25 protein-coding genes are annotated in these 22,287 nt (G+C 63.1%); 10 read left to right on the forward strand and 15 right to left on the reverse strand.

Going from position 1 to position 22,287, the window contains the following annotated elements; genetic code table 11:
- Positions 1-55: 55 nt before the first annotated feature.
- Entirely contained in the window at positions 56-1,432 is a 1,377-nt protein-coding gene (locus tag V7N12_RS03055; RefSeq protein WP_333712608.1) for a mechanosensitive ion channel family protein, read from the reverse strand.
- Positions 1,433-1,606: 174 nt separating this feature from the next.
- Between V7N12_RS03055 and V7N12_RS03060 the strand changes: the two genes are divergently transcribed.
- The 5 genes from V7N12_RS03060 to V7N12_RS03080 all read left to right on the forward strand — a co-directional run bounded on the left by V7N12_RS03060 (position 1,607) and on the right by V7N12_RS03080 (position 6,997).
- Positions 1,607-2,650 (forward strand): calcium-binding protein, encoded by a 1,044-nt coding sequence (locus V7N12_RS03060; RefSeq protein ID WP_333712609.1) that lies wholly within the window; start codon positions 1,607-1,609, stop codon positions 2,648-2,650.
- A 221-nt stretch (positions 2,651-2,871) separates the two neighbouring features.
- Positions 2,872-4,275: a 3-isopropylmalate dehydratase large subunit gene (leuC, locus tag V7N12_RS03065; protein WP_333712610.1), complete on the forward strand. Its 1,404-nt coding sequence runs from the start codon at positions 2,872-2,874 to the stop codon at positions 4,273-4,275.
- On the forward strand, positions 4,275-4,880 hold the full coding sequence (gene leuD, locus V7N12_RS03070; RefSeq protein WP_333712611.1) for a 3-isopropylmalate dehydratase small subunit: 606 nt from the start codon (positions 4,275-4,277) through the stop codon (positions 4,878-4,880). Before leuC ends, leuD begins: the two co-directional genes overlap by 1 nt.
- Before the next feature lie 273 nt (positions 4,881-5,153).
- Entirely contained in the window at positions 5,154-5,993 is an 840-nt protein-coding gene (locus V7N12_RS03075) for a hypothetical protein (RefSeq protein ID WP_333712612.1), read from the forward strand.
- Positions 5,994-6,085: 92 nt separating this feature from the next.
- Positions 6,086-6,997 carry an endonuclease/exonuclease/phosphatase family protein gene (locus V7N12_RS03080; protein WP_333712647.1) on the forward strand — a complete coding sequence of 304 codons (912 nt, stop codon included), beginning with the start codon at positions 6,086-6,088 and terminating at the stop codon, positions 6,995-6,997.
- On the opposite strand, the gene V7N12_RS03085 is transcribed toward V7N12_RS03080, so the two are convergent.
- Positions 6,971-7,840, reverse strand: coding sequence for an epimerase (locus V7N12_RS03085; protein ID WP_333712613.1), 870 nt, complete (start codon positions 7,838-7,840; stop codon positions 6,971-6,973). The genes V7N12_RS03080 and V7N12_RS03085 overlap by 27 nt on opposite strands.
- A gap of 93 nt (positions 7,841-7,933) precedes the next feature.
- Here V7N12_RS03085 and V7N12_RS03090 point away from each other — a divergent pair, with 93 nt between their 5' ends.
- From V7N12_RS03090 to V7N12_RS03100, 3 genes are all read left to right on the forward strand, one after another.
- Complete coding sequence (locus tag V7N12_RS03090) at positions 7,934-8,830, forward strand: LysR family transcriptional regulator (protein WP_333712614.1); 897 nt, start codon at positions 7,934-7,936, stop codon at positions 8,828-8,830.
- Between the two features lie 56 nt (positions 8,831-8,886).
- Positions 8,887-9,990, forward strand: a complete 1,104-nt coding sequence (gene leuB, locus V7N12_RS03095; RefSeq protein ID WP_333712615.1) for a 3-isopropylmalate dehydrogenase — start codon at positions 8,887-8,889, stop codon at positions 9,988-9,990.
- Between the two features lie 111 nt (positions 9,991-10,101).
- A complete protein-coding gene (locus V7N12_RS03100; protein ID WP_333712616.1) occupies positions 10,102-11,076 on the forward strand; it encodes a DMT family transporter in 975 nt (324 codons plus the stop codon).
- Between the two features lie 6 nt (positions 11,077-11,082).
- On the opposite strand, the gene V7N12_RS03105 is transcribed toward V7N12_RS03100, so the two are convergent.
- Positions 11,083-12,708, reverse strand: a complete 1,626-nt coding sequence (locus V7N12_RS03105) for an FMN-binding glutamate synthase family protein (RefSeq protein WP_333712617.1) — start codon at positions 12,706-12,708, stop codon at positions 11,083-11,085.
- Positions 12,709-12,787: 79 nt separating this feature from the next.
- On the reverse strand, positions 12,788-13,597 hold the full coding sequence (locus tag V7N12_RS03110) for a division plane positioning ATPase MipZ (protein WP_333712618.1): 810 nt from the start codon (positions 13,595-13,597) through the stop codon (positions 12,788-12,790).
- Positions 13,598-13,961: 364 nt separating this feature from the next.
- Here V7N12_RS03110 and V7N12_RS03115 point away from each other — a divergent pair, with 364 nt between their 5' ends.
- Positions 13,962-15,257 (forward strand): DEAD/DEAH box helicase, encoded by a 1,296-nt coding sequence (locus V7N12_RS03115; RefSeq protein WP_333712620.1) that lies wholly within the window; start codon positions 13,962-13,964, stop codon positions 15,255-15,257.
- A 95-nt stretch (positions 15,258-15,352) separates the two neighbouring features.
- Here V7N12_RS03115 and rpmE read toward each other — a convergent pair whose 3' ends face one another.
- Positions 15,353-15,574: a 50S ribosomal protein L31 gene (gene rpmE / locus V7N12_RS03120; RefSeq protein ID WP_333712622.1), complete on the reverse strand. Its 222-nt coding sequence runs from the start codon at positions 15,572-15,574 to the stop codon at positions 15,353-15,355.
- A gap of 11 nt (positions 15,575-15,585) precedes the next feature.
- Complete coding sequence (rplS, locus tag V7N12_RS03125) at positions 15,586-15,975, reverse strand: 50S ribosomal protein L19 (protein WP_333712623.1); 390 nt, start codon at positions 15,973-15,975, stop codon at positions 15,586-15,588.
- A 383-nt stretch (positions 15,976-16,358) separates the two neighbouring features.
- Here rplS and V7N12_RS03130 point away from each other — a divergent pair, with 383 nt between their 5' ends.
- On the forward strand, positions 16,359-16,697 hold the full coding sequence (locus V7N12_RS03130) for a DoxX family protein (RefSeq protein ID WP_333712624.1): 339 nt from the start codon (positions 16,359-16,361) through the stop codon (positions 16,695-16,697).
- Here V7N12_RS03130 and trmD read toward each other — a convergent pair.
- The 9 genes from trmD to ffh form a co-directional block, all read right to left on the reverse strand.
- On the reverse strand, positions 16,694-17,497 hold the full coding sequence (trmD, locus tag V7N12_RS03135; RefSeq protein ID WP_333712626.1) for a tRNA (guanosine(37)-N1)-methyltransferase TrmD: 804 nt from the start codon (positions 17,495-17,497) through the stop codon (positions 16,694-16,696). The two genes, V7N12_RS03130 and trmD, sit on opposite strands and share 4 nt — an antisense overlap.
- A complete protein-coding gene (rimM, locus tag V7N12_RS03140; protein ID WP_333712628.1) occupies positions 17,494-17,997 on the reverse strand; it encodes a ribosome maturation factor RimM in 504 nt (167 codons plus the stop codon). The genes trmD and rimM overlap by 4 nt, the downstream gene beginning before the upstream one ends.
- Entirely contained in the window at positions 17,994-18,143 is a 150-nt protein-coding gene (locus tag V7N12_RS03145; protein WP_333712630.1) for a hypothetical protein, read from the reverse strand. Before V7N12_RS03145 ends, rimM begins: the two co-directional genes overlap by 4 nt.
- 64 nt (positions 18,144-18,207) lie before the next feature.
- Positions 18,208-18,615 carry a 30S ribosomal protein S16 gene (gene rpsP, locus V7N12_RS03150; protein ID WP_333712632.1) on the reverse strand — a complete coding sequence of 136 codons (408 nt, stop codon included), beginning with the start codon at positions 18,613-18,615 and terminating at the stop codon, positions 18,208-18,210.
- Positions 18,616-18,657: 42 nt separating this feature from the next.
- On the reverse strand, positions 18,658-18,954 hold the full coding sequence (locus V7N12_RS03155) for a chorismate mutase (protein WP_333712634.1): 297 nt from the start codon (positions 18,952-18,954) through the stop codon (positions 18,658-18,660).
- Positions 18,947-19,513: a GNAT family N-acetyltransferase gene (locus V7N12_RS03160; protein ID WP_333712636.1), complete on the reverse strand. Its 567-nt coding sequence runs from the start codon at positions 19,511-19,513 to the stop codon at positions 18,947-18,949. The genes V7N12_RS03155 and V7N12_RS03160 overlap by 8 nt, the downstream gene beginning before the upstream one ends.
- A complete protein-coding gene (locus tag V7N12_RS03165; RefSeq protein ID WP_333712637.1) occupies positions 19,510-20,016 on the reverse strand; it encodes a GNAT family N-acetyltransferase in 507 nt (168 codons plus the stop codon). The genes V7N12_RS03160 and V7N12_RS03165 overlap by 4 nt, the downstream gene beginning before the upstream one ends.
- On the reverse strand, positions 20,013-20,561 hold the full coding sequence (locus V7N12_RS03170) for a GNAT family N-acetyltransferase (protein ID WP_333712639.1): 549 nt from the start codon (positions 20,559-20,561) through the stop codon (positions 20,013-20,015). The genes V7N12_RS03165 and V7N12_RS03170 overlap by 4 nt, the downstream gene beginning before the upstream one ends.
- An 80-nt stretch (positions 20,562-20,641) precedes the next feature.
- Positions 20,642-22,135 carry a signal recognition particle protein gene (gene ffh / locus V7N12_RS03175; protein WP_333712640.1) on the reverse strand — a complete coding sequence of 498 codons (1,494 nt, stop codon included), beginning with the start codon at positions 22,133-22,135 and terminating at the stop codon, positions 20,642-20,644.
- Between the last annotated feature and the right edge of the window lie 152 nt (positions 22,136-22,287).

Here is a 22,287-nt window from a genome sequence, read left to right on the forward strand (position 1 = left end):
CAGCGATGCGCGGCTTTTGTGCCTTTATGGCGGTGGCGCGCGGGCGCGGCTGGTCTTAGTCTTGCAACGTCACGTTCACGCGCTCGCTTTCCAGCAGCTTTACCTCGCGCTGGGGGAACGGAATGCTGATGCCGTTGTCCCTGAAGGCATCCCAAAGCGCCAGATAGACGTTGCCGCGGATGTTCGTCAGCCCGTCTGTCGGGTCTGTGATCCAGAACCGCAGGATGTAATCGACCGAGCTGTCACCGAAGCCCACGATATGGCAGACAGCGGGCCGAGATTTCAGCACGCGGTCGACCGATTGCGCGGCCTCGATGGCGATCCGGCGCACCTCGTGCGGGTTGTCGGTGTAGGCGGTGCCGAAATGGATGTCGAGCCGGACGAATTCGTTGGAATGCGACCAGTTCACCACCTGTCCGGTGATCAGATCCTCGTTCGGGATCAGATACTCGCGCCCGTCGCGGGTGACGACCGAGACATAGCGCGCGCCCAGCGAGTTGATCCAGCCGAAGGTATCGCCAAGGCTGATCACGTCACCGGGCTTGATCGACTTGTCGAGCAGGATGATCACGCCTGAAACAAGGTTCGACACCACCTTTTGCAGACCGAAACCAAGGCCGACACCGATCGCCCCCGACAGGACCGCAAGACCCGTCAGGTCGATCCCCAGCGCGCGGACACCCACGAAGAACGCCAGCCCGTAAAAGCCGATCTGCACGCCCTTGACGATCAGCACCTGCATCGAGGGGCTGATGTCCGCGTTCCCCTTGATCCGCGCCGCCGTGGTCGTGGTGAAGAACCGCGCCAGCGCCACCAGCACCGTCAGGATCACCAGCCCCTGCACCAAAAGCAGCAGCGAGAACCGCATCGCGCCCATGCTGAACCCGATGCTGTCCAGCAGACGCTCGGCCGGGTCGATCAGGTCAAGGATCTGCAACGTGACCCAGATCCACGCGCCATAGCGGACGGTGCGGCGCAGAAGCTGGCTCTTGATCAGCCGTGTGGCGAAGGCGATCACCAGCCACGCAAAGGCCAGCGTGCCGACGATGCCCAGCAGGTAGCTGCGGCTGGGCCAGGTGACCTCGCGCATGATATAGATCACCGCCCAGATCAGCGTCACGAAGAAGATGGCGCGCAGGCGCTGGTGCACCACGACCAGCACGCGCATCCGCCATTTCGGCCAGTTTTCCCGCGCGGCCATCCACGCCCGAATACGTGGGCCAAGGACGGCGCGCATCAGATGGGCGATGACGAAGAGACCGACAACGATCAGCACCTGATAGAAGTTCCAGGGGCGGAACAGGCTTTCCAGAAACGTCTGACCCTGCGCAATCAGCGAGGTGCTGATTTCCAGCACCTCGTTGATGGCCACATCCGGTGACACAGCCGCGCCATCCGGCGTTGTTTCGGCGAACTGATTGTGCTGGGCCATGGTCCTGATCGTGTTTCCCTGTGCCAGCAGCCTGCCATGCGACCGCACGCGCCTTCAAGTAGGCTCTGTTTGCGGCGCGAAAGCCGAAAACGGGCTTTGACCTTACTCAACAGTTGCGCGGTGATGGTGTCCAAGCTACTACTGAGACGTTGGTTTCTTGCGAGGTGGATTTAGATGTCTGTGTCTGTTGTGTTGCTTGTTTTATTGGGTGGTGCGTTGCTGATCCCGTTGTTCGGTGGGGATGACGATGAGACCGACAATGAAAACGAAATCGACAATGAAATCCTCGGCGGTCCCGGCAACGACGTGATCGACGGCACCGAAGAAAACGACCTGATCCGGACGTTCCTTGGTGACGACACGATTTATGGCAACGGCGGAAACGACAGGATCTTCAGCGGCGGCGGCGACGACATTGTCTATGGCGGACTTGGAAACGACTTTGTGCGCGGTGGCTCGGGCAATGACCGGATCTTCGGTGAAGAGGGCGACGACCGGCTCTTTGGTGATCAGGGCGATGACTATATCGACGGTGGCTCGGGTGATGACATCATTCGCGGCGGCAGGGGCGATGATCTGATCTTCGGCAGGGGCGGCGCGGACGTCATGTCCGGCGAAGACAATAACGACACGATCTTCGGCTGGCAGAATGGCACCGTCATGAACGGCGGCCTGACTGACGCCGATAACCCCGACCAGAGCAACGACGATACCCTTGTCATGGTCACCGGCGAAGGCGTGATGACCAATGGCACCGGCGACAACATGAACATCGCGCTGGCCAATGTCTCGGATGGGCAGGAGACATCCATCATCGTCACCGACTTTGATCGTGCGGATGATACACTGGTTCTGACTGTCGATTATGCGACGGACGGCACACCGATGATGCAGGGCGACGCGGATTTCACGATCAACTACGCATTCCAGGACGCCACGCCTGATCGCGGTGCGGGCATGCTTGTGACCGTGACCTGGGACAACGCTGATGGTGATGTGACCGATCAGGAAAGCGCCAGCGCATTCCTCGAAGGGTTCAGGATCGGGTTTGGCGGCATTCCGGGCAATACCCCCCCAAGCGGTGAGATCGTCGATAACTCACTGATCAATGTCGAGGTCTATCTCACCAATGAGGCCAGCCTCGATGATCCGGTCGCCACGTTGCAGGGGATCGGGATCAGCACCCCCGCGATGGAGACATGGTTCCCGACCACCTGAGCCGCGATCGTTGATCGGTGCCCATAGGGCCGCTTGCCATCTTGCGAGCGGCCCTTTTCACGTGTATTCCCGCATCCATGCAAATGGTTTTCGACATGGATGATCGCGCGCGCCTGCCCTGGCGGTTCTTCGGTGCGTCTTGCACGATCCTTGCCCGCGGCTAAGACCGCCGCCTTTCCGCACGCCTGAAAATTCCACATTCAAACATCGGGAGAGGACCCATGTCCCCCAAGACGCTCTATGATAAAATCTGGGACGCCCACGTCGCCCATGAAGCCGAGGACGGCACCTGCCTGCTCTATATCGACCGCCACCTGGTTCACGAGGTGACCAGCCCGCAAGCCTTCGAAGGGCTGCGCATGGCGGGTCGCAAGGTGCGCGCGCCGGAAAAGACCATCGCGGTGCCGGATCACAACGTGCCCACCACGATGGGCCGCGAGGATCCCAAGAACATGACCGAGGACAGCGCCATTCAGGTCGCGGCCCTCGACCAGAACGCCAAGGACTTCGGGATCCACTACTATCCCGTGACCGACGTCCGGCAGGGCATCGTCCACATCGTCGGCCCCGAACAGGGCTGGACCCTGCCCGGCATGACCGTTGTCTGCGGTGACAGCCACACGGCGACGCATGGCGCCTTCGGTGCGCTGGCCCACGGCATCGGCACCTCCGAGGTGGAACATGTTCTGGCCACACAGACGCTGATCCAGAAGAAGTCCAAGAACATGAAGGTCGAGATCACCGGCAAGCTGCGCCCCGGTGTGACCGCCAAGGACATCACCCTGTCGGTCATCGGCGCCACCGGCACCGCAGGCGGCACCGGCTATGTGATCGAATACTGCGGCGAGGCGATCCGCGATCTGTCCATGGAAGGCCGCATGACCGTCTGCAACATGGCGATCGAAGGCGGCGCCCGCGCCGGTCTGATCGCGCCTGACGAAAAGACCTTTGACTACTGCAAGGGCCGCCCGCATGCGCCGAAAGGCGCTGCATGGGAGGCCGCGGTCGCCTATTGGAAAACGCTCTATACCGACGAAGGCGCGCATTTCGACAAGGTCGTGACCATCAAGGGCGAAGACATCGCCCCCGTCGTCACATGGGGCACCTCGCCCGAGGACGTGCTGCCGATCACGGCCAAGGTGCCCGCCGCCGAAGACTTCAAGGGCGGCAAGGTGGGGGCTGCGCAGCGCTCGCTTGACTACATGGACCTCAAGCCCGGCACGCCGCTGAAGGACATCGCCATCGACACGGTCTTTATCGGGTCCTGCACCAACGGCCGGATCGAGGACCTGCGCGCCGCGGCCGCAATCCTGAAAGGCAAGAAGATCGCCGTCAAACGCGCGATGGTCGTGCCCGGATCGGGTCTTGTGCGCGCTCAGGCCGAAGCAGAGGGGCTGGCCCAGATCTTCATCGACGCCGGTTTCGAATGGCGTCTGGCGGGGTGCTCGATGTGTCTGGCGATGAACCCCGACCAACTGGCCCCGGGTGAACGCTGTGCCGCGACCTCGAACCGCAACTTCGAGGGGCGTCAGGGCCGTGGCGGACGCACGCATCTGATGTCGCCCGCGATGGCCGCCGCCGCCGCGATCACCGGCAAGCTGACCGACGTACGGGAGATGATGTGATGAAAGCCTTTACCAAACTCAGCGGCATTGCCGCGCCCCTGCCGTTGGTCAATATCGACACCGATATGATCATCCCCAAGCAGTTCCTGAAAACGATCAAACGCTCGGGCCTTGGCGTGAACCTCTTTGACGAGATGCGCTATGATCAGGACGGCAACGAGATCCCCGATTTCGTGCTGAACCAGCCGCAATACCGCGAGGCGCAGATCCTTGTGGCGGGCGACAACTTTGGCTGCGGGTCGTCGCGCGAACACGCGCCTTGGGCGATTGCCGATTTCGGCATCACCTGCGTGATCGCGCCCAGCTTTGCCGATATCTTTCACAACAACTGCTTCAAGAACGGCATCCTGCCGATTGCCCTGCCGCAAGAGCAGGTGGACGTGCTGATGAAGGACGCCGAGAAAGGCTCGAACGCGCGGATCGAGGTGGACCTCGAAGCGCAGACGATCACCACCTCCGATGGCGAGGTCTTCACCTTCGAGGTCGATTCCTTCAAGAAGCACTGTTTGCTCAACGGTTTGGACGATATCGGCCTGACCATGGAAAAGGCCGCTGCGATCGACAGCTACGAGACCAGGGCCAGCGCCCAGCGCCCTTGGGTTTGACCCCCGCCGACAGACTATCGAAAGCCGCGCCAAAGCGCGGCTTTCTTGATTTGCGATGCTGAAAAGTCGCGGTGCCCACCCCTTCAGGGGGAATTCTGTTGCATTCCTGCGCCACTCTGGGCTGTATGAATGAAGAATTGTTCTATGTTGTCAGGTGTCGGCTGCGGCGGGATTTCAATGCTGTGCACAATGCCTGTGTGACCATCGCGCGCCTGTCTGCGTCGCAAAAGCAGGATTGCCCCGGGGGTGAGACCCGGGTGAAGGGGGTTGAAAGTGCTCTATCGCTTGCCCGGAGCATTAGTCAGAGCCATAATCGTCGCCTTGCTGGTGATCACGCCTTACGTCTTGCTGGATGGCCGTGGCAGCGAAAGCACGCCGATCGTGGCCTTGGCGGCGGTGTTCGCCGCCCTGCTGACCATCGTGGAATACAGCGCCTCTAGCCCCAGCGTCGTCGAGTTCCGCGATGCGCCGCCCTTCAACCGTGTCCGGTTCGCAGCCCTCTTTTCCACGATCCTGTGCCTGTCGGTGATCTTTCGCGGGCAAGAGGTGCCGAACGGGCTGTCGGATTTCTTTGTGCTCAGCGGCTCGCAAATCGGAAAGGCCATCGACTTTCCACTTTCGCCTGCGCGGATGATGCTGGACCTGCTGCCAGCCGATACCAGCCCTGCAGAACGCGAGATGATCCGCTCGGCGGCCGGACTGGCCTACCTGCTGGTCAGCTTCTCGGTCATCTGGTTTGTCGTGCTGCTGCGGCTTTACCGCTGGCCGCGTCGCAGCGATGCGTTCAACGTCTGGGTCAACCTGCCGACATTTGATCCCACATCGGGCGGTGACGTGATCCGGCGGCTGCGCTGGGACGGACGCTTTAACGTTTTGTTAGGACTTGCGACCCCATATCTGGTGCCGGGTCTGATCTATCTGGTGGGCGTCTTCGGCACGCCGATCAATTTGGGCAGCTCGCAGACCCTGATCTGGACGATTGCGACATGGGCCTTCCTTCCGGCAAACCTTCTGATGCGCGGGATCGCGATCAGCCGGATCGCCTATATGATCGAGCTGCAACGCCGAAGGGCCCAAGGAGATCGTGGCGCTGGTATCCGGCGCTATGTCTGACCCTGCTGATCGCCGCCGGGCCCGTATCGGCTGACAGCTACCGCATCGCCACTTTCGCAGCCCCGCTCAGCCGCGATGGTCCGGGGCTGCTCTTGCGCGATATCCTGAAGGGGGACGACCCGCAGATTGCAGCGATCGTCGCGGTGATTGCAAGGCTCGCCCCTGATATCCTGATCCTGACGGATGTCGACTTTGACCATGACGGGCTGGCGCTGGCCGCCTTGGCGCAGCGGTTCGACACCCCCTATCCCCACCGCTTCGCCCGGATGCCGAACGCGGGCCGTGCCAGCGGCTTGGATATCGACGGCAACGGCCGGACGGGCGAGGCGCGGGATGCATGGGGCTATGGCCGTTTCGCTGGTGATGGCGGGCTGGCCGTCCTGTCGCGCTATCCCTTTGATCTTGCAGGCTTCACCGACCACAGCGGGCGTCTCTGGCGCGATTTGCCGGATGCGGTGCTGCCGGTGGTCGAGGGGCGGCCCTTCCCGTCGCAAGCCGTCTGGGACGCCCTGCCGGTATCCTCGACCGCGCATTGGGACCTGCCGGTCGTCCTGCCGGACGGGGTGCTGCATCTGCTGACCTTCTCGGCCACCCCGCCGGTCTTTGACGGCCCCGAGGATATGAACGGGCTGAGGGCGCGGGATGAGTTGCGGCTCTGGGCGCATGTGCTGGACGGGGTCTTCGGCCCCGCGCCCGCGTCTTTCGTCGTCGCAGGCAACAGCAACCTCGATCCGTCAGCGGGGGACGGGGATCGCGCGGCGATGGCGGAATTCCTTGCCCGAGGCGATGTGCAGGACCCGCACGCAGGCCAGCCCAATGCCGATTGGGACCAAGGCGGGCCGGGCAGGCTGCGGGTCAGCTACCTTTTGCCGTCGCGGGACTGGACAATCGCAGGGGCTGGCACCTTCTGGCCTGCGCCCGACGATGCCGATGCCGTGCTTCTGGGCGAGGGCGGCAGTGCCGCCGGACCCCACCGCCTAGTCTGGCTTGATATCAGCCGGTAGCCCCGCCGACATCACGGTTTCCATATCGGTCGGCCGGAACGCGGGCAGGAGGCGCGCCAGCTTTTCGCCGCTGACGCGGTGATCGAGTGCATGGAGATAGCGCATCTCGCGCAACTCGCGCCCCAATTCCCAAAAGGGTGACAGCAGGGTCAGGACTGGCCACGGGAACTGCGCAATCCGGAAATCGCGCCCCGTCACGCGGTTCAGGGTGTCGCGCAACTGGTTGATCGTGAAGGTGTGACCCTCGAAAGGCACATCCTCGAATTGTGACAGGCTCTCGCGCCGCTCTGCCAGCATCACGGCGGCCCGGGCCCAGTCAGGGACGTAAGCATAGGCCTGCAGGGTGTCGGGGTGGCTGGCGGCGGTGATCTTGCCCTTGGCCGCATCCTTCAGCACCAGAACGCTCATGATATCGCCGTTGCCGTCAGGGTCGATGAAGTTGCCCGCCCGCAGCACGATGGTCTGCACACCAGCGGCGCGGTAGGCCTGTTCCATCGCGACGCGGATGCGGCCTTTGCGGGTCGTCGCCAGATGAGGTGTATTCTCATCGAAGGTGCCGGGCTGGTTGCCGAAGTTGTAAAGGTTGCCGGGAATGATCACGGTCGCGCCGCTGGCCTTGGTCGCCGCGATGACCTGTTCGGTGATCTGCGGGATCAGGACCGCCCAGTTGTGATAGGCGGGCGGGTTGAGGCCGTTGACGATGACGTCGGCGCCCATCGCGGCCTTTGTCATGTCATCGGTCTTGCGGTTGAAATGGCGGAGGGTCCAGCCTGCGGCGGCGAAAGCCTCTGCGCTGCGGCGGCCGATTTTTCCGTTTCCGCCAAGGATCAATACTATGGGCATCTTGGGGTCTCCTTTGTCTGATGACCCCGTCTTTGCGATATTCAAATATGAAAAGAAATTGCCAGAATTTTCAGATCATGTATTCAATTATGAATGGACAAGTCTTTCGACAAACTCGACTGGGCGCTGGTTCAGGCGTTCCTTGCGGTGGCCGAGACGGGCAGTCTTTCGGGGGCGTCGCGGGTTTTGGGCACCAGCCAGCCGACATTGGGGCGGCAGATCAAGGCGATCGAGGCACGCTTGGGTGTCGAGCTCTTCCACCGCCAGCCGCGTGGTTTCGCGCTGACCGAGACGGGGGCGGCCCTTGTCGCGCCGGCGCAGGCGATGCGCGATGCGGTGCGCCGGATCAGCCTGCAGGCGGCAGGTCGCCAGATGCGGCTGGCGGGCACGGTGCGGATCACGGCGAGCGTCGCTTTCTCGGTCTTTCACCTGCCGGATATCATCGCCCGGATCAGGGCGCTGGAACCGCAGATCGCCATTGAACTGGTGCCAAGCGACAGCACCAGCAACCTGCTCTACCGCGAGGCGGATATCGCGGTGCGGATGTTCCGCCCGACCCAGCTTGATCTGATCACCAAGCATCTGGGCGATGTGACCTTGGGGTTTTTCGCGGCCAAGTCCTATCTCGATGCGCGCGGGCGGCCTGCGACGCTGGATGACCTGCTGGCCCATGATGTCGTCGGCTATGATGCCGCGCCCGATATCGTCGACGGGTTTCGCAGCGCGGGGGCCGATGTCACCCGCGACTTCTTCAAGGTGCGCTGCGACGACAACATGGCCTATTGGGCGCTGCTGCGCGCAGGCTGCGGGATCGGGATTGCGCAACGGATCATCGGGCAGGCCGACCCGGTGGTCGAGGAACTGGACCTGTCGTTCGCGCTGCCGGTGCTGCCGGTCTGGCTGACCGCCCATGCAGCGATGCGCCAGACACCGCGCGTGCGGCGGGTCTGGGACCTGCTGGAAAGCGGTCTGAAGCCGCTGGTCTCTTGAACATGGCCACCGGTCGCGCTAGGGGCAGATGACCCAATTCCTGCAAGGACAGTCCCATGCCAAACCCATCCCTTCTGATCCTCGCCGGTGACGGTATCGGCCCCGAAGTCATGGCCGAGGTCAAACGGATCATCACCTGGTTCGGCGACAAGCGCGATCTGGTCTTTGATGTGGCCGAGGACCTTGTGGGCGGGGCGGCCTATGACGTGCACGGCGTGCCGCTGCACGACGACACGATGGAAAAGGCGCAATCGGTGGACGCGGTTCTGCTGGGCGCCGTGGGTGGTCCGAAGTATGACAACCTCGATTTCAGCGTGAAGCCCGAGCGCGGCCTTTTGCGTCTGCGCAAAGAGATGGACCTTTTCGCCAACCTGCGCCCTGCGCAGTGTTTCGACGCGCTGGCCGACTTTTCCTCGCTGAAGAAGGACGTGGTCGCGGGTCTGGATATCATGATTGTGCGCGAACTGACCTCGGGCGTCTATTTCGGCGAGCCGCGCGGGATCCATATCGAAAACAACATGCGTGTCGGCATCAACACCCAGCGCTACACCGAGGCCGAGATCGAGCGCGCGGCCCGTGCCGCCTTCGATCTGGCGATGAAGCGCAACAAGAAGCTGTGCTCGATGGAAAAGGCCAATGTGATGGAAAGCGGCATCCTCTGGCGCGATGTGGTGAACGAGGTGGCCGCCGATTATCCGGAGGTCGCAGTGACCCATATGTATGCGGACAATGGCGCGATGCAGCTTGTGCGCGCGCCCAAGCAGTTCGATGTGATCGTGACCGACAACCTGTTCGGTGACATCCTGTCGGATTGTGCGGCGATGCTGACCGGCTCGCTGGGGATGCTGCCCTCTGCCTCGCTCGGCCTGCCGATGGCCAACGGGCGGCCCAAGGCAATGTATGAACCGGTCCACGGTTCCGCCCCTGACATCGCGGGGCAGGGCAAGGCGAACCCGATCGCCTGTATCCTGTCCTTCGCCATGGCGCTGCGCTATTCCTTCGACGCAGGCGCCGAGGCGGACCGTCTTGAGGCCGCGATCGAGACGGTGCTGGCCGATGGGGCCCGCACGGCCGACCTGATGGGGCCCGAGGGTGGCGTGCCGCTGCGCACCTCCGAGATGGGCGATGCGATCCTCGCGGCGCTGGACGCCAGCCTGTAGCCTGCCGCCGCGCGCCCGTCGCCGCCGTCAATGCTGCGTTGCAGCGTGACGGGTTGACTTGTGCCGTGATGCGGTTTTGATAGCGGTAACACCAGATTGGGGACCCAGTCCATGTCACCGAATGCCAAAGGCGCCCTCTTGGCGCTGCTGTCCTTTGCCATCTTTGCGACCCACGATGTCATTGTGAAAATCCTCGGTGGATTTTATTCGCCGTTCCAGATCGTTTTCTACAGCGTCTTGCTCAGCTTTCCGCTGGCGCTGATCATGCTGATGCGCGACGCGACACCCGGAACGCTGGTGCCGGTGCATCCGTGGTGGTTGGCCGTGCGGACGGTGGCGGTGGTGGCGACGGGGGTTTCGGCCTTCTACGCCTTCTCGGTGCTGCCCTTGGCCCAGACCTATGCGATCCTCTTTGCGGCCCCCTTGCTGATCACGATCCTTGCCATTCCGATCCTCGGTGAAAAGGTTCGCCTGCGGCGTTGGCTGGCGGTTCTGATCGGATTGTCGGGCGTGCTGATCGTGCTGCGACCGGGCCAGACCGACCTGTCGCTGGGGCATTTGGCCGCCATGGTGGCAGCGGTCGGCGGATCCTTCGCCTCGATCGTGGTGCGCAAGATCGGCGCGGAAGAGCGCCCCGTGGTGATGCTGATCTATCCGATGATGGCGACATTCATCGTCATGGCCTGTGCCTTGCCCTTCGTCTACACGCCGATGCCGGTCGCACATCTGGGGATGATGGGGATCATCGCGGCCTTTGCCTGGATTGCGGGCCGTCTGGTGATTGCCGCCTACCAGATCGGGGAAGCGGCGATCATCGCGCCGATGCAATACAGCCAGATCATCTGGGCCAGCATCTTTGGCTATCTCTTCTTCGACGAGGTGATCGACGCCGCCACAGGGATCGGCGCGAGCATCATCATCGCCAGCGGCCTGTATATCGTCTTCCGCGAAAGCAAGGCCGGCACCTCCGAGAATACGCCCGTGCTGCTGACGCGCTCGCGGCCGGAAACCGGCGCGACGCCGCGGGTCTCGATCGCGATGCGGGTGAAAGGGCTGATCCCCTTGCGCAGCGGGTCCGACCGCTGACGCCACCTAGTCGTGGATGTTCAGATCGGGTGGATCGTAGCTTTGCGCGCTGGCCCGATCCCACCGCTTGCGGTAGATCGGGTTGTCGTCGCCATCGTCCAGCAGGAAGCCTTCGCGCATATAGGCGTAGACATCGTTGCTTTCCGTGATCCGCCCGTCCGCGCGCCGCGTCATGAAGTGATAGGGCAGGAAATCGCGCGGATCATCGAGGCCCGCCGCCCCCGCCATTTCACCCAGGGCTTTCAGCGTATTGGCATGGAACCGGTGCACCCGTTTGGCCTTGTCGGGCACGACAAGCGCCTTCTGGCGCAGCGGGTCCTGGGTCGTCACACCCACCGGACAATGGTTCGTGTGGCAGGCCTGCGCCTGAATGCAGCCGATGGCGAACATATAGCCCCGGGCCGAGTTGCACCAATCCGCCCCCAGTGACAGCGCCCGCGCGATATCGAAGGCCGAGACGATCTTGCCCGCCGCCCCGATCTTGACCTGATCGCGCAGACCGGCCCCGCGCAGCGTGTTGTGCACGAAGGTCAGCCCCTCGACCATGGGCATCCCCACATGGTTGGCGAATTCCAGAGGTGCAGCACCCGTGCCGCCTTCGGTGCCGTCGACCACGATGAAATCCGGCACGATACCGGTTTCCAGCATCGCCTTGACGATGCACATGAACTCGCGCCGGTGGCCGATGCACAGCTTGAAGCCGACCGGCTTGCCGTCCGACAAGTCCCGCAACCGTCCGATGAACTGCATCAATCCAATCGGGCCCCGAAAGGCACTGTGGCTTGCAGGCGAGACGCAATCGACGCCCATCGGGATCTCGCGCGCCTCGGCGATTTCGGGGGTGATCTTGGCGGCGGGCAGCATCCCGCCATGCCCCGGCTTGGCCCCCTGGCTCAGCTTGAGCTCGATCATCTTGACCTGCGGGTCGGCGGATTGTTCGGCAAAGCGTTCGGGGTTGAAGGTGCCGTCATGGTTGCGGCACCCGAAATAGCCCGAGCCGATCTCGTAGATCAGATCGCCGCCGCCCTGCCGGTGATAGCGGCTGATCCCGCCTTCGCCGGTGTCATGGGCAAAGCCGCCCATCTTGGCCCCCTGGTTCAGCGCAAGGATCGCATTGGCCGAAAGCGAGCCGAAGGACATTGCCGAAATATTGTAGAGCGAGGCCGCATAGGGCTGCTTGCAGTTGGGGCCGCCGATGGTCACGCGGAAGTCGGTGTTTTCAAAATGCGTAGGCTCGACCGAATGGGTCAGCCAGGAATAACCGGCCTCATAGACCTTTTCGTGGCTGCCGAAGGGGCGTTTGTCCTCGGCCCCCTTGGCGCGTTGATAGACCAGCGAGCGTTGTTCACGGCTAAAGGGCTGTTCGTCGCTGTCGCCCTCGATCAAATACTGCCGGATCTCGGGGCGGATCATTTCGAACAGGAACCGCAGATGGCCAAGCACAGGGTAGTTGCGCAGGATGGCGTGCCGCCTTTGGCGCAGGTCACGCAGACCCAGCAACGTGAGCCCCCCGAAAATCGCCGCCAGAATGAGGACCCAAGTCACCCAGAACCCGACAACCAGACAGATCAGTGTCAGCGCGGCACAGGCAGTGAGCGTTGCGTAGCGTTGGAGTTCAATCAGTTTGCGCAAGGTTCGGCCTCCCGTTCTTGGTCTCACCCTAGGCGGGCAGTGTGACGAACAAAAGTCGGTTTTTCCTAAAAGACAGCCCTCAGAACTTGGCTTTCACGCCGGGCAGGTTCAGCGCCTTGATCAGGTCGCGCAATTCCTGCCGAGCGGCGATGTTCGAGATGCTGAGACCCCGCACGCCGGTATCGCGCAGATCAAGCAGGGTCAGACCGCGGGGGAAAAGCTCGCGGAAGACGACACGCTCGCTAAAGCCGGGGGCGGTGCGAAAGCCGATCCGTTTGGCGAGTTTTCCGACGACCCGTTCCATCTTGTCCTTGTTGATCATCGCCTGCGATCCGACGCGGTTGCGCAAGACCACCCAGTCGATCGGGTCGAGGCCAGCCTGCGCGCGGGGCTGCTTGGCGCTCCAGACCATTTCGGAATAGATGGAAGGGCCGAGGATCTCTTCGCCCTCGCTATCGACCCGGGCCAGCATGTCGAAATCGACGAAGCTGTCATTGAGTGGCGTGATCAGGGTATCGGCCAGCGAATGGGCCACCTGTGCCAGCCGCGTATGTGAACCGGGGCAGTCGATCAGGATGAAATCACAACTGTCCTGCAGCGATCCGACCGCAGCATAAAGCCGCTGGTCGGCGGGGTGAACGCCTTCGGCAAGCTGGCTTGCGTCGATCTCTGGCAGGGGGGTGAAAGCCGGTGTCGGCAGGTTCAGCCCTGCCTTGGCGAGAAAGGCGCGCCGGTTCTCGATATAGCGCCCAAGCGTCAACTGTCGCAGATCAAGGTCCAGCACCCCGACCTTGTGTCCCATGCGGGACAAGGCCGTCGCCACGTGCATGGCCACGGTAGATTTGCCGGCACCGCCCTTTTCGTTGCCGACGACGATGATATGCGCCACGCGGTGATTCCCCGTCCATGATCTTGCGCGGACTATAGGAATCCGCTGGCAGAGGTGAAAGCGGATGCAACCCTTTCGCCCGGTTTTTCGGTTCCGCTTGACTTATGTGCCGCAAAGGCGCATCCACCCCCCGAACCGCAGCGTCCTGCCGCGTGAGCAGAGCAGGGGTCAAGTGGCCCTCGCAAGATGCCGGTTCGATCATCAGCGCCCATTTCACGCAAGGGAGCAGCGCACGTTCGGCGGCGACGCAATTCAGCGTTACGTCAGCATCGCGCGCAACCTTGCACGCAACCCCGGCATTCGGTCGGCAGGTTGCCATGTTTCCCGCGCGGGCATCGCTCGCGCATAGATAGGATTTCCCGTCATGGATTTTGACATGCTGGGGCTTGCGCCCCGTTTGATTACCGTTCTGAAAGAACAGGGGATCACCGATCCCACCCCGATCCAGACCCAAGCCATCCCGCACGCCATGAACGGCCGCGACGTGATGGGTCTGGCCCAGACCGGCACCGGCAAGACGGCGGCCTTTGGCCTGCCGATGATTCACGCGCTTCTGAAGGCGGGGGTCAAGCCGAACCCCAAGACCGCGCGCGGCCTGATCCTTGCGCCCACGCGCGAGCTGGCCAAACAGATCGCCGACAACCTGACCAACTACACCAAGGGCACGCACCTGAAGGTCGCCCTTGTCGTGGGCGGTGCCGGAATCGTCGCCCAGACCAAGCGTCTGGCCGGCGGTGTCGATCTCTTGGTCGCGACACCCGGTCGTCTGATCGATCTGCTTGACCGCCGCGCGGTCCGGCTGGACGAGACGATCTATCTTGTCCTCGACGAGGCCGACCAGATGCTCGACATGGGCTTCATCCACGCGCTGCGCCAGATTGCGCCGCTTTTGGCCAAGGAGCGCCAGACGATGATGTTCTCGGCCACCATGCCGAAACTGATGAACGAACTGGCCGATACCTACCTCAACAAGCCGGTGCGCGTGCAGGTGAACCCTCCGGGGCAGGCGGCGACCAAGATCAACCAGTCGGTGCATTTCGTGGCGCAGGCCGCCAAGATGGACCTGCTGGTCGAATTGCTGGATGCGCACCGTGACGAACTGGCGCTGGTCTTCGGCCGCACCAAGCACGGGTGCGAAAAGATGTACAAGCATCTTGAGAAAAAGGGCTTTGCCGCGGCATCCATTCACGGCAACAAATCCCAAGGTCAGCGCGACCGCGCGTTGGAGGCTTTCAAGCAGGGCAAGGTGCGTGTGCTGGTGGCGACCGATGTGGCCGCCCGTGGTCTGGATATTCCCGCCGTGCGCCATGTCTACAACTACGATCTGCCGAACGTGGCCGAGAACTACGTCCACCGCATCGGCCGCACCGCCCGTGCCGGGGCCGATGGCTGCGCGGTGGCGCTGGTCGCCCCTGACGAGATGATCGAGCTGCAGGACATCGAAAGGGCCATGAAGGAAACGATCCCCGTCGCCTCGGGCCGCCGGTGGGAGGTCCAGCCGGGCCAGAAAAAGCGCCCCAATGGCGGGACCGGCGGCAACCGTCGCGGTGGTGGTCGCCCTGCGGGTGCGGGCGCGGGCGGCGGCAAGCCCGGCGGGTTCAAGCGGCGTGGCGGCGGCGGCGGCGGCGGTAATCGCGCGCGCGGCAAGGCGGCGGGCTGAGGCCCTGCCGCCCGGATCGGGCATGATTGTATGTCCATCAACGCAAAACGCCGCCCCGAGGGGCGGCGTTTATCGCATCTGTCATGCAGCAGGCTTTAGAAGCCGAGACCTGCATATTTGTTCTTGAACTTCGACACGCGACCGCCGGCGTCCATCAGACGGGTCGAGCCACCGGTCCATGCGGGGTGCACGGACGGGTCGATGTCCAGCGACATCTGGTCGCCTTCCTTGCCCCATGTGGACTTCATCTGGACAATGGTGCCATCGGTCAGCTTGACGTCGATGATGTGATAATCTGGGTGGATATCTTTTTTCATGACGTTTGTCCTTAGCTTGCAGCGTCGGCACCGGTGGGTGCCTTGTAGTTCGTGACCTCTGCGATACGGGCGGATTTGCCGCGACGCGAGCGCAGGTAGTAAAGCTTGGCGCGACGCACCTTGCCACGGCGAACCACGGTGATGCTGTCGATGTTGGTAGAGTGCAGCGGGAATACGCGTTCCACGCCTTCACCAAAGGAAATCTTGCGAACCGTGAACGAGCCGGCGATGCCTTTGCCGTTCTTGCGGGCGATGCAGACGCCCTCGTAGTTCTGGACACGGCTGCGCGACCCTTCGGTCACCTTGTAGCCGACGCGGATGGTGTCACCCGCCTTGAAGTCGGGGATGTCTTTCCCCAGCTGAGCGATCTGCTCGGCTTCGATTTGTGCGATCAGGTCCATCTGAAACGCTCCTATGGTTGCTTGCGGTTGGCCGCAATGTTTCTCGTGGCGTAGAGCTCTGTGTCGTGATCGGGTCCAGTCGCCTGCCCGCCAGAGGTGCGTCAACATCTGTTCTTGTGGCTTTCTGGCCGCCCCGGTCACCTGCACCCAGCGAAGATGCGGTTCCTTGTCCGGTTTGCCTATAAACCAAACCCCGGAATCAGCGCGCTGACCGGAGTAGCCGCCGTATAGGCGGTTGCGGTTCCGCGATCAACCCCAATCGGCGGCCGCATGCCCCTGTGCCGATCTTTGCAAAATCGCACAACCATGGCTGCATGGGCGGCGTTGTGTGATCTGAGAAACTGTGGCTAGGTCCTGTCATTGCTCGGAGAAGGAAAAGAGCCATGCACTACATTCCACTTATCGCCCGCGTTCTTCTGACAGCCGCATTCGTCATGGCGGGGGGCGCAAAACTGGCAGGGGCCGAGATGATGGTCGGCACATTCGAGGCCATCGGCTGGGGCCAGTGGTTCCGCTATGTGACGGGGATCATCGAGGTCGGCGCAGCAGCGATGCTTTGGGTCAAATCCACCCGCCTGCTCGGGGCGCTGTTGCTGGGGGCCACGATGGTCGGCGCGATCATCGCGCATCTGCTGGTGCTGGGTCCGTCTGCTGTCCCCGCAGCCGTTCTGGGCCTGCTGACGCTGGTCGTCATCTACTTCGAGCGGCGGCCTGCGGCCTAGCCCCTGTCGTCCTTGCGGCCCGGATAGGCGTCCCAAAGATCGGGGCGCCTTTCCTGTGTCAGCCTCTCGGACATCGCGCGCCGCCAGTCTGCGATCTTCGCGTGATTGCCGGACAGCAGCACATCGGGGATATCGTGCCCCTCCCATGTGGCGGGTTTGGTGTATTGCGGGTGTTCCAGCAGGCCTGTCGAAAAGCTTTCCTCGACGGCGCTTTCGGCATTGCCCAGAACCCCCGGCAAAAGCCGGACCGTGGCGTCGATCATCGCCTGTGCCGCGATCTCGCCGCCGGTCAGGACGAAATCGCCAAGGCTGACCTCTGCGATGCCGAAGTGCTGCAAGACACGTTCGTCCACGCCCTCGAAGCGACCGCAAAGCAGTGTCACCCCGTCCATCCGCGCCCAGTTCCGCGCCATTTGCTGGTCGAAAGGTCGCCCGCGCGGCGACAGATAGACCAGCGGAGCGATCCCCTTGGTGGCCCCACGCGCCTCGGCGATGGCGCTGGCGACCACATCGGCGCGCAGGACCATGCCGGCACCGCCGCCCGCAGGGGTATCGTCGACATTCTTGTGCTTGCCGATCCCATGCGCGCGCAGATCGAAGGTCTGGAGCTGCCAAAGCCCGTCCTGCAGCGCCTTTCCGGTCAGGCTTTGCCCCAGCACGCCGGGGAAGGCATCGGGAAAGAGCGTGATGATCTGCGCTGTCCAGACCCCTGCAAGATCGGGCGTGTCGGTCATCAATTCGCGCGGCTTCAGGGTCGGGCGGACCGCAATCCGCCCGGCAGAGCGCGGCGGCGTGGTCAAAACAGCCCCTCCGGCGGGTCGGCGATGATCCGGCCCGCGCTGATGTCCACGGTCGGCACGGCGGCTTGCGTAAAGGGCAGCAGCACGGTTTCAGAGGTGCCGGGGACGGCGATTTCCAGAAGATCGCCCGCGCCGTGGTCCATGACGTTCCTGACCGTGCCCAGGGCCACGCCGCCTGTATCCACCACGGCAAGGCCGATCAGGTCCGAGTAATAATATTCGTCTTCCCCCGCCGCAGGCATGACATCGCGCGCGGCATAAAGCGGGGTATTGCGCAGGGCGTCGGCCTCTTCCTTGGTGGTGATCCCGTCAAGACGCGCGGTGAAGCCGTTTTTCGTCTGGCCGGTCAGAATGACCTGCGCGAAGGTATGGCCGCTCTCGGTCGTCAGCGGCGTGTAGTCGGCAATCGCGGCGGGATCGGCGCAATAGGATTTCAGGCGCACCTCGCCGTGCACGCCAAATGCGCCGCTGATGGCGCCGATGATGACCCGATCCTTCATTGGTTCAACTCTCGTCCCACGCAGATATCCTCGATCCAGAGCCCGCCGCCGCGTTCGCAGATCTGCTGGCGGCCCTCGCGTTCATAAAGCATGCCCGCGATGAAGGCGGCTGTCACCAGAATGAACGTGCGCAGCAGGCGGAACATGGCGGCTTGACCTGAAAATGGGAAGACGCCCCGCAACAGCGTTACGGGGCGCCGGTGCAGAAGGTTACTCTTCTGCCGCCACGGCTTCTTCGGCTGGTGCTTCCTCGGCAGGGGCGTTGGCGGCTTCTTCAGCGGCCTTTGCCTTTTCGGCCTTCTCGGTTGCGCGGGCCTGAGCTGCCTTGCCGGGTGTGCCCTTCTTGGGGTTGCTGCGCTCTTTCTTGGGCAGCACGTCAGCCGCTTCCAGCATGCGGGCCACGCGGTCGGTCGGCTGTGCGCCTTCGCCCAGCCAATGCTTCACGCGGTCCACGTCCATCTTCACGCGGTCTTCGCTGTCTTTCGGCAGCATCGGGTTGTAGGTGCCCAGCTTTTCGATGAAACGGCCATCGCGCGGCATGCGGCTGTCGGCCGCCACGATTGCGTAGAATGGACGTTTCTTCGAGCCGCCACGGGCCAAACGGATTTTCATAGCCATCAGATAGTCTCCTTCAAAAGATGGTGATGAGGGGCGCGCCCCTCAGGATTGATGTTGTTTGTGGTGTTGGATGACTTCCTGAATGATGAAATTCAGGAATTTCTTGGCGAATTCCGGGTCGAGATCGGCCTGGACCGCAAGATCGGTGAGCCGCGCGATCTGCTGTTCTTCGCGCGCGGGGTCGGATGGGGGCAGGTCGTGTTCGGCCTTGAGCCGGCCCACGGCCTGCGTGTGCTTGAACCGCTCGCCCAGCGTGTAGACAAGGATGGCGTCAAGCCGGTCGATGCTTTCGCGATGCGCACGCAGGATTTCGGCAGCGCGGGTGGTGGCGTCAGTCATGGGACACTCCTTGGTCGGGGTAGTGGTAGATTGCCACTTCGGCCTCCGCGGGGTGGGTGCCGGACCTGACCGCCCCCAGTTTTTCGGCGACGCGGACCGATGCGGCATTCTCCACTGCGATATAGGACACGAAGCCTTCCCCGTAGAGAGACCGGCCCAGATCACGCAAGGCGGCGGCTGCTTCGGTGGCATAGCCCTTGCCTTCGGCTGCGGCCGTCAGAAGCCAGCCAAGCTCTGGCGCGGGGTCGCCGTATTCATGGCCGAGAACGACCAGCCCGAGCACCGTTCCGTCTGACTTGTCGCAAACCGTAAGCCCGCCATGGCCGCGCAAAAGCCAACCCGCGACGATCTGGTTGAAGTCAAGCCATGCATCTTCGGGGTCAAATGGGCCGCCGATATGCGCCGCGCGATCAGTGGTCCAGATTGGTTCCAGCATCGACCAGTCCGAGATGCGCGGCGCGCGCAGGATCAGGCGCGCGGTCTCGATCTGCGGGATCGCGGCGGCAAGGGCTGCGATTTGTGCGGCACCCTTGTCGGGGGATTTAATCCATGGGGTCATGCCGCCCTCCGGACGTGGCGGAAAACGTAAGTGTCCTCGCCGTCGCCATCGGCCTTGGCAGCCACAGGATCGAGCGTCCCGCCAAGGTTCGTTGCCACCTTGATCGAGGCGGTATTCTCGACCGAGACGTAGCTCACGATGCTTGCCAAGTCGGTCGTGGCAAAGGTGTGGTCCAGCATCCTGCGCCCCGCCTCCTGCGCAAAGCCCTTGCCCGTGAAGCCTTCGAAGATCATCCAGCCGCATTCGGGTTCGGGAAAATGCGGTGGATAGACCATACCTACCCCGCCGATGCATGTGCCCTGAAACTCGACCGCCAGCGTGCCGAAGCCGTAGAGCGGCCAGGTTGCGATATCGTTCGTGAACCAAGCCCAGGCCTGTTCTGCATCGAATGGCCCGCCCATATGAACGGACTGCGGGCTGCCCATGAAGGCGGCGTAAGTGTCAAAATCGCTGCGCTGGTAGGGACGCAAAGTCAGACGTTCGGTGTAGAGGGTCGGGATCATGCGATGGCCCCCGCGGCTTGGGCGCGTGCGCGTGGGTCCTTGTGCGACAGATGCCGGTAGATGATGACATTCTCATCATCGATGACGGCGCGGCGCTCTTCCACCGCGCCGAGGCGGGTCGCAAGGGCGCGCGAGCGGGTGTTCGGCGGCGCAATCAGCGAGATCAGCGGTTCCAGCCCCAGTGTCTGACCCGCCCATTCCCGCACGGCGCAGGCGGCCTCGAAGGCCATGGACCGGCCCTCGAACCCGTCGAACATATGCCACGCCAGTTCCGGCTGCGGCCATGCGATGTGGTTGATGATCCCGACACGACCGGCAGCGACGCCCGATGCGCGGTCGACCACCGTGAAGAACCCGTAGCCGTGCCAGTTCCAGTGCCCGATCCCCGCCAGAAAGCCGCGCCACGCGTCCCGTTCGGACGCGGGGCCGCCCACATGCACCATGCGTGCCGACCGCGTCGCCCATGCGGTGAAAGCGGGCAGGTCGCTTTTCGCAGGGCCGCGCAGGGTCAGGCGGGCGGTGGTCAGGGTCGGGGCGGGTGTCATTCTATCTTTCTGGTGTTGCGCTTGGTCGAGGGGGCTGGAGCCTCCGGCGGGAGTGTCCCGGGGAGAAAGAAGTCGGGGGGCTATTTCTTCTTGCCGAAACCCGACAGGCCGGGCGGCAGTTGCATGCCGCCGCCGCCAAGGCCGGGCAGGCCGCCGGGGGGCATCCGGCCTTGCAGGGCTTTGGCGGCTTCTTCCATCGCCTTGGGGTCGTTCATGTCGGGCATGCCGCCGCCCTTGCCGAACATGCCTTTCATGGCCTGTTTCATCATGCCGCCCTTGCCCATCTTCTTCATCATGTCGGCCATCTGCCGGTGCTGTTTGAGCAGCTTGTTGAGTTCCGAGACATCGAGCCCCGCACCCTTGGCGATGCGTTTCTTGCGGGATGCGGCGAGGATATCGGGGTTTGCGCGCTCGCGTTTGGTCATCGAATTGATCAGCGCGATCTGGCGTTTGAGGATGCTGTCATCGACACCGGCGGCAGCCATCTGTTTTCCCATCTTCGCGGCGCCGGGCATCATGCCCATCATGCCTTCCATGCCGCCCATCTTGATCATCTGTTCAAGCTGCATCTTGAGATCGTTCATGTTGAACCGGCCCTTCTGGAACCGCTTCATCATGCGTTCGGCCTGTTCGGCCTCGATCGTCTGCTGGGCTTTCTCGACCAGCGCGACGATATCGCCCATGCCAAGGATGCGGCCCGCGATGCGGGACGGCTCGAAAGTTTCGAGCGCATCCATCTTTTCGCCCAATCCGACAAAGCGGATCGGCTTGCCGGTGATCGCGCGCATCGACAGCGCCGCACCGCCGCGCCCGTCGCCGTCCATGCGGGTCAGGACAACGCCGGTGACACCGATCTTGTCGTCGAATTCCTGCGCGACGTTGACCGCATCCTGACCGGTCAGGCCATCGACCACCAGCAGCGTCTCGCGCGGTTTGGCCACGTCGCGGACGGCGGCGGCCTGTGCGATCAACTCCTGATCGATGTGCAGGCGCCCCGCGGTGTCGAGCATATAGACGTCATAGCCGCCAAGGCTGGCTTGCGTCTTGGCGCGTTTGGCGATGGCGACGGGGTCTTCGCCCTTGACGATGGGCAGCGTATCGACGCCGATCTGCGCGCCGAGGATGGCCAATTGTTCCATCGCCGCCGGGCGGTTGGTGTCGAGCGAGGCCATCAGGACGCGCTTGCCCTCTTGCTCTTTCAGGCGTTTGGCGAGTTTGGCGGTGGTGGTTGTCTTGCCCGACCCCTGCAGACCGACCATCAGGATCGGGGCGGGCGGGTTGTCGATCTTCAGCGCGCCGGGATCGCCGTCGCCGGTCAGCACGTGCTGCAACTCGTCATGCACGATCTTGACGACCTGCTGACCCGGCGTGATCGACTTGGTGACGGCCTGACCTGTGGCTTTCGCCTCGACCGCCTTGATGAAATCGCGGGCGACGGGCAAGGAGACATCGGCCTCGAGCAGGGCGACGCGCACCTCGCGCAGGGCTGTTTTGACATCATCCTCGGACAGCGCACCTTGCTTGGTCAGCCGGTCGAACACACCAGAGAGGCGTTCGGAGAGATTTTCAAACATCGGCCAGGGCCCTTTTCGTCGTTGTCGTTGCTGCACCTCATATAGGAAGCACAGACTTAAAGCAGTAGCGCCCCCGTGGGCATGCCTACAAAGCAGCGCGCCCCCGTGGGCATGCCTACAAAGCAGCGCGCCCCCGTGGGCGCGACGCGCTG

It is taken from the genome of Yoonia sp., assembly GCF_036770585.1.
Classification (GTDB): Bacteria; Pseudomonadota; Alphaproteobacteria; order Rhodobacterales; family Rhodobacteraceae; genus Yoonia.